This is a genomic window from Streptomyces sp. NPDC060209, from assembly GCF_042728155.1.
Lineage (GTDB): Bacteria > Actinomycetota > Actinomycetes > Streptomycetales > Streptomycetaceae > Streptomyces.
Genome location: NZ_JBHWZS010000444.1, coordinates 1 through 5,427, shown reverse-complemented (window position 1 = coordinate 5,427; position 5,427 = coordinate 1). Strand labels below are relative to the sequence as shown.

The following is a 5,427-nucleotide window of genomic DNA, read 5'->3' as shown; positions in this document are numbered from 1 at the left end:
GCCCTTGGCTTCGTTCCTGCCGCTCCTGCCGCCCTTGTCGTTCCCGGACTCACCGATCGAGGGCAGCGCCATGACCTGGGTGGAGTCGGCCGGCGGCGCGACGGGCCGTTCCGGAGCGTTGATCACCGCGTTGAGCAGGACACGCGCCCCGGCGTCGTCCAGCCGCTGGTCGGGGTCCCTGGCCAGCAGGCCGTAGATGACCTCCTCCAGCGGGCCCGCGTGCGCCGGCGGTTCGACCGGCTCCGTCATCACCGCCGTCAGCGTGGCGATGGCCGATCCCTTGTCGTAAGGCGGGCGGCCCTCGACGCTCGCGTACAGCAGCCCGCCGAGCGACCACAGGTCGGCGGGCGGCCCCGGCTTGTGACCGCGGGCCCGCTCGGGCGAGATGTAGGAGGGGGCGCCGACGAGCATGCCCGTCGAGGTGACGGAGGGGTCGCCCTCGACCTGGGCGATGCCGAAGTCGGTCAGGACGACCCGGCCGTCCTCCGAGATCAGCACGTTGGACGGCTTCACGTCCCGGTGCAGGATGCCCTCGCGGTGCGCCGAGCGCAGCACGTCGAGGATGGCGAGGCCGACCTCCGCCGCACGCCTGGGCGTCAGCGTCCCGTCCTCACGGATCACCTCGGCGAGGGACTTGCCCTCGATGAGCTCCATGACGATCCACGGCCGGTCGTCCTCGTCGACCACGTCGTAGACCGTCACCGCGCTGGTGTTGCGGATCCTCGCGATCGCCTTCGCCTCACGCAGGGTTCGCGTGATCAGACGCCGCTTCTCGTCCTCGTCGATGGACGACGGGAACCGCAGTTCTTTGACCGCGACCGTACGTCCCAACGTCTCGTCGGCAGCACGCCAGACCGTGCCCATGCCGCCCCGGCCGAGCACCTCCCCGAGGCGGTACCGCCCCGCGAGGAGACGTCCGTCCTTGTCCCGTTGGGGCTCCCGCGCCTGCTCCGCCTCCGACATGCGTCCCCTCTGCGATCAACCCGCCCTGGCAGAGCGTTCATTGTCCCTCACCCCGGGACCGGTCATGGTGCCGGGTCCGTGGTCGGCCCTGATGTGGCCGGAGGAAGGAACCCGCTGCCATCCGATACCCAGGGCGCTGCTCGCCGCCCCACTGGTGCTGACAGTGCTCGCCTTGGGAACCGCGAGCCTGCCCAGCGAACCACACCTCACGCCCGCATCGTCCTACCTCCCCCGGCTGGTCGTCGAGGACCGCGCGCCGGCGGCGGCCTTTCCGGCACGCCGCGCGCCCCCGGAGCGAGGACGTACGGCTCCGCGGGCCCCTGCGCCGGGGTGGCCGATCGCTTCCGGGCGGGCGGCATCACCAAGGCCACTTCCGGGTGAACACCGGCACGTCGCCCGGCGCGGACCTCGAAGCGGAACCGCTGGAGGCGGAGTTCCGCCCGCCGGCCCGCTCCGAGGGCGCCCGGTCTCAGCGAGGCACGATGTCCGGTGCCCCCAGCCGTGCCGCGTCGGCCGTCAGGTCGTCCGGCTGCCGCTGGGACTCCCGCTCGGCCTCCACCCGCTTGCGGTAGTGCTCCACCTCCCGTTCGACCTGGCCCGTGTCCCAGCCGAGCACCGGCGCCATGAGGTCCGCGCACTCGCGGGCACAGCGGGTGCCCCGGTCGAAGGTCTCGATGGAGATCCGGGTGCGCCGCGTCAGGACGTCGTCGAGGTGCCGGGCGCCCTCGTGCGAAGCGGCGTAGACGACTTCGGCCCGCAGGTAGTCCTCGGCGCCCGCGAGCGGCTCACCCAGCGAGGAGTCGGCCGCCACGAGCTCCAGGAGTTCCTCGGTCATCGATCCGTACCGATTGAGCAGGTGCTCCACCCTGACCACGTGCAGCCCGGTGCGGGCGGCGATCCTGGCGCGGGCGTTCCACAGGGCGCGGTAGCCCTCGGCCCCCAGCAGCGGGATGTCCTCCGTGACGCACTCCGCCACCCGCTGGTCCAGCGCGTGCACCGCCTCGTCGACGGCGTCCTTCGCCATCACCCGGTACGTCGTGTACTTTCCGCCCGCCACGACGACGAGCCCGGGCGCCGGGTGGGCCACCGTGTGCTCGCGCGAGAGCTTGCTCGTGGCGTCCGACTCACCGGCCAGCAGGGGCCGGAGCCCGGCATAGACGCCCTCGACGTCGTCCCTGCCCAGTGGGGTGTTCAGCACCGAGTTGACGTGTTCGAGCAGATAGTCGATGTCGGCGCTGGAGGCGGCCGGATGGGCCTTGTCCAGGTCCCAGTCGGTGTCGGTCGTGCCGATGATCCAGTGCCGCCCCCACGGGATCACGAAGAGCACGGACTTCTCGGTCCGCAGGATGAGTCCGGTCGAGGAGTGGATGCGGTCCTTGGGCACGACGAGATGGATGCCCTTCGACGCCCGGACGTGGAACTGCCCGCGCTCGCCGATCAGCGCCTGGGTGTCGTCCGTCCACACTCCGGTCGCGTTGACCACCTGCTTGGCCCTGACCTCGTACTCCGCGCCGCCCTCGACGTCCTGCACCCGCGCGCCGACGACCCGCTCGCCCTCCCGCAGGAAGCCGGTCACCCGCGCCCTGTTGGCCACATGCGCGCCGTAGCCCGCGGCCGTGCGCACCAGGGTCGCCACATAGCGGGCGTCGTCCATCTGGGCGTCGTAGTACTGCAGGGCTCCGACCAGGGCGTCCTTCTTCAGGGCGGGCGCGACCCGCAGGGCGTGGCGGCGCGTGAGGTGCCGGTGCACTGGCAGCCCGCGGCCGTGGCCCGAGGACACCGACATCGCGTCGTAGAGCGCGACGCCGGAGCCCGCGTACAGCCGCTCCCATCCCTTGTGCTGCAACGGGTAGAGGAAGGGAACAGGCTTCACCAGGTGCGGCGCCAGCCGCTCCAGCAGCAGCCCGCGCTCCTTGAGCGCCTCGCGTACGAGGGCGAAGTCCAGCATCTCCAGATAGCGCAGCCCGCCGTGGATCAGCTTGCTCGACCTGCTGGACGTGCCGGACGCCCAGTCGCGCGCCTCGACCAGTCCGGTGGAAAGTCCTCTGGTGACCGCGTCCAGCACGGTCCCGGCGCCGACCACGCCCGCTCCCACGACCAGCACGTCCAGTTCGCGCTCGGCCATCGCGGTCAGCGCTTCGGCGCGCTCCGCGGGTCCCAGTGTCGCTGTCCTCACTGCTGCCTCCCGGTAATCCCGGTGCATCGGGGTGGTTCGGCACGGGAGCGGGGACCGGCCGGGGGGCCGGGCGTCCGTGCCCACCTCTCGATTCTGTCCGCGGTTCACGACTTCAGCCACCGCCTGTGGACAACACCCGCCCCACAAGAGTCACAGAATGCGACATATAGGTCATATTTACGCCTAGTCTGACATAGCGCTGTCCCCAGCAGTTGCACTTTCTGTCTCTTGGCCTTAGGGAAAGGACGGCCCACATGCCCGCAGACCTCGCCGTCATCGGACTCGGTCACCTCGGCCTGCCCCTCGCCCAAGCAGCCGTCGGCGTGGGAATCCACACCGTCGGCTACGACACCGACCCACGTCCCTTCGCGGAACTCTCCGCGGGCCGTACCCCGGTCGAGGGATCCCTCAGCGCGTCCGACATCCGTCGGATGCTCTCGGGCGGTTTCCGGCCCACCGCCGACCCGGCCGAGCTGGGCCGGGTGCGCACCGCCGCGATCTGCGCCCCCACGCCCCTCGGACCGGACCGCACCCTCGACCTCGGCGCCGTGACCGAAGCGGCCCGGGCGCTCGCCGCCCGGCTGCGGCCGCACACCACCGTCCTGGTGGAGTCGGCCGTGCCGCCCGGCACCACCGAGAACGTCGTACGCCCCCTTCTCGAGGAGGGCTCCGGCCTGCGCGCCGGGCGGGACTTCCACCTCGCCCACTCCCCCGGCCGTCTCGACCCGGGCAACCGCACCCATGTCTACGGCAACACCCCGAAGGTCATCGGCGGCCTCACCCCCGCGTGCACCGAATCGGCCGCCGCCTTCTACGGGCGGCTCACCGACAAGGTCGTCCGGGCCCGCGGGCCGCGCGAGGCCGAGATGACGAAGGTCCTCGAAACCAACTTCCGGCACGTCAACATCGCACTGGTCAACGAGATGGCGGTGCTCTGCCACGACCTCGGCGTCGACCTCTGGGACGTCATCAGGTGCGCCGAGACCAAACCGTTCGGCTTCGAGCCGTTCCGCCCCGGCCCCGGTGTCGGCGGCCACGGCGCCCCGGTGGACCCCGGCTACTTCCCGTACAACAGCCGTACGCCCGGCCACCCCTTGCGCATGGTCTCGCTGGCCAAGGAGATCAACGACCGGATGCCGAGCTATGTGATCCAGCGCTGCGCGACCCTGCTGAACGAGCACGGCAAGTCCGTCCGGGGGGCCAGGGTCCTGCTGCTCGGCGTCACCTACAAGCCGGACCTCGCCGACCAGGAGTCCTCACCCGCCCGCGAGATCGCGACCCGGCTGATGGACATGGGCGCCCAGATCGGCTACCACGACCCGCACGTCCTGGACTGGCGGGTGCGCGACCTGCCCGTTCCGCGTGCCGACTCCCTCTACGAGGCCGCCGCCGGCGCCGACCTGACGGTGCTGCTCCAGCACCACCGCACGTACGACCTCCAGGGCCTCGCGGTGAAGGCCCAGCTCCTCCTGGACACCCGGGGAGCCACCCCGGCGGGGGCCGCCCACCGGCTGTAGCGCGTCCCCCGGGTGGGCCCGCCGGAATTGGCGGTGGGCCGTGTCGGCGCGGGCTGCTAGCCTGCGGCGTCACTTCTCGCACACTCGTGCGCACCGTCCCAGGGGGGAACACCCATATGAGCCAGCCCGTGCAGCCGCCGAACCCACCGCAGCAGCCCTACGGCGGACAGCCGGCCGACGGCAACCCGTACGCGGGCCAGGCCGCCGCCCCGACCGGCAACCCCTACGCCGGCCAGCAGCCCGGCGCGCCCACCGGGAATCCCTTCGCCGACCAGCAGCCCGGCCAGTTCGGCGGCGGCGCACCGTTCGCGCCCGCACCGCCGGCCCGCAGCGGCTCCGGCCTCGGCCTCGGCCTGCTGACGGCACTCGGCACGGCGATCGTCGCGGCGATCCTGTACGGCGTGCTCGCGGGCTCCATCGAGCGCGAGGTCGGCTACGCGGCCGTCGGCGTCGGCTTCCTGGTCGGCTTCGCGGCGAGCAAGGTGAGCGGCCCCAACCCGGCCGTCGGCCTGAGCAGTGCCGTCTTCGCCCTGGGCGCCGTCTTCCTCGGCCAGCTCATAGGCATGTCGATGATCCTCGCGGACGGTCTGGGCGTCGGCTTCACCGAGATCTTCTTCGACCACTTCGGCGACCTCATCGACGTCTGGAAGGAGGAGGCCGACTTCATGACGTACCTCTTCCTCCTCCTCGGTCCGGTCGCCGCCTTCGGTGGAGCCAAGCGGGCCGGCTGACCCCACGCGGCACGCACTACGGCCCGGACCAGAGGAATGG

At 71.8% G+C, this 5,427-nt stretch carries 4 protein-coding genes; 2 read left to right on the top strand and 2 right to left on the bottom strand.

What is annotated here, in order from left to right:
• Together ACFWFI_RS40670 and ACFWFI_RS40665 are read right to left on the bottom strand one after the other, a co-directional pair.
• A partial coding sequence (locus ACFWFI_RS40670; RefSeq protein ID WP_387400672.1) for a serine/threonine-protein kinase occupies nucleotides 1-963 on the bottom strand: 963 nt, incomplete at its 3' end.
• Nucleotides 964-1,432: 469 nt separating this feature from the next.
• Nucleotides 1,433-3,139, bottom strand: a complete 1,707-nt coding sequence (locus ACFWFI_RS40665) for a glycerol-3-phosphate dehydrogenase/oxidase (RefSeq protein WP_387400670.1) — start codon at nucleotides 3,137-3,139, stop codon at nucleotides 1,433-1,435.
• 254 nt (nucleotides 3,140-3,393) lie between these two features.
• Between ACFWFI_RS40665 and ACFWFI_RS40660 the strand changes: the two genes are divergently transcribed.
• Both ACFWFI_RS40660 and ACFWFI_RS40655 read left to right on the top strand, forming a co-directional pair.
• Complete coding sequence (locus ACFWFI_RS40660; RefSeq protein WP_387400668.1) at nucleotides 3,394-4,656, top strand: nucleotide sugar dehydrogenase; 1,263 nt, start codon at nucleotides 3,394-3,396, stop codon at nucleotides 4,654-4,656.
• A gap of 116 nt (nucleotides 4,657-4,772) precedes the next feature.
• The gene (locus ACFWFI_RS40655; protein WP_387400666.1) at nucleotides 4,773-5,387 is read left to right on the top strand and encodes a hypothetical protein; all 615 of its coding nucleotides are present in this window, start codon (nucleotides 4,773-4,775) and stop codon (nucleotides 5,385-5,387) included.
• The last annotated feature ends 40 nt before the right edge of the window (nucleotides 5,388-5,427 follow it).

What these genes read in the sequence shown, in the direction of transcription:
- ACFWFI_RS40660 (WP_387400668.1), top strand. Translation starts at nt 3,394, where the DNA reads ATGCCCGCAGACCTCGCCGTCATCGGACTCGGTCACCTCGGCCTGCCC.
- ACFWFI_RS40655 (WP_387400666.1), top strand. Translation starts at nt 4,773, where the DNA reads ATGAGCCAGCCCGTGCAGCCGCCGAACCCACCGCAGCAGCCCTACGGC.